Genomic DNA, 1,045 nt, shown 5'->3' on the forward strand with positions numbered 1-1,045 from the left:
GGCGGAGCACGGCGGGGAGCACGTCGACGACGTCCTGGGGCACCACGTAGTCGCGACCGCGGACCAGGGCCAGCGCGCGGGCCGCGGTGACGGCACCCAGGGTGGCCCGGGGGGACGCGCCGTACGCGAGCCACCTGGCCACGTCCTCGAGGCCGTGCCTCTCGGGTTCGCGGGTGGCGACGGTGACCCTGACCACGTAGTCGACCAGTGCGTGGTGGACGAAGACCTCCCGGACCGCGTCCTGCAGCCGGATCAACGCGTCGACCCCGAGGACGCGGAACGGCTCCGGCGGACGTGTCCCCATCCGGTAGACGATCTCCCGCTCCTCCTCGGGGCTCGGGTAGTCCACGACGAGCTTGAACAGGAACCGGTCCCGCTGGGCCTCCGGGAGCTGGTACACGCCCTCGCTCTCGATGGGGTTCTGGGTGGCCATCACCAGGAACGGTGTCGGCATCGGGAAGGTCTGGCCGCCGATCGAGACGTGCCCCTCCGCCATCACCTCGAGCAGCGCCGACTGGACCTTGGCCGGCGCGCGGTTGATCTCGTCGGCCAGCACGAAGTTCGCGAGGATGGGACCGAGTTCGACCTCGAACTCCTCGCGGCCCTGCCGGTAGATCCGGGTGCCGACGATGTCCGCCGGAACCAGGTCCGGGGTGAACTGGAGGCGACGGAAGCTGCCCCCCACGACGGTGGCGAACGTCTCCACGGTGAGCGTCTTGGCGACACCCGGCACGCCCTCGAGGAGGATGTGACCGCGCGAGAGCAGACCCACCAGGATCATCTCGATGAGCCGGTCCTGGCCCACCACGACCTTCTTGACCTCGTACACCGCCTGCTCGAGCAGCCTGGCGTCCGAGGCCGCGGAGGAGGCGGAGACCGCGGGGAGTGAGCCCGGGTCGGCCGGGTGGTCGGTGTGGGGATCGCTCACCGCGGAGGGCTCCTTCGCGAGGTCGGGGGTCTGTGGCCCTGGGGCCGGACCGTCAGTGCGGACTGTGGTCGACAGTACCGGTGTACGGCCGTGCCCGGCCCGACCGATGGTCGGGCC

Annotated in this window: 1 protein-coding gene; it reads right to left on the reverse strand. The window is 71.2% G+C overall.

The window, feature by feature from the left end; genetic code table 11:
- The coding region (locus G6020_RS06625; protein WP_182610075.1) for an AAA family ATPase at positions 1-928 on the reverse strand (928 nt) is incomplete at its 3' end.
- Between the last annotated feature and the right edge of the window lie 117 nt (positions 929-1,045).

This window comes from Dietzia sp. B19 (assembly GCF_014145155.1).
Lineage (GTDB): Bacteria > Actinomycetota > Actinomycetes > Mycobacteriales > Mycobacteriaceae > Dietzia > Dietzia natronolimnaea.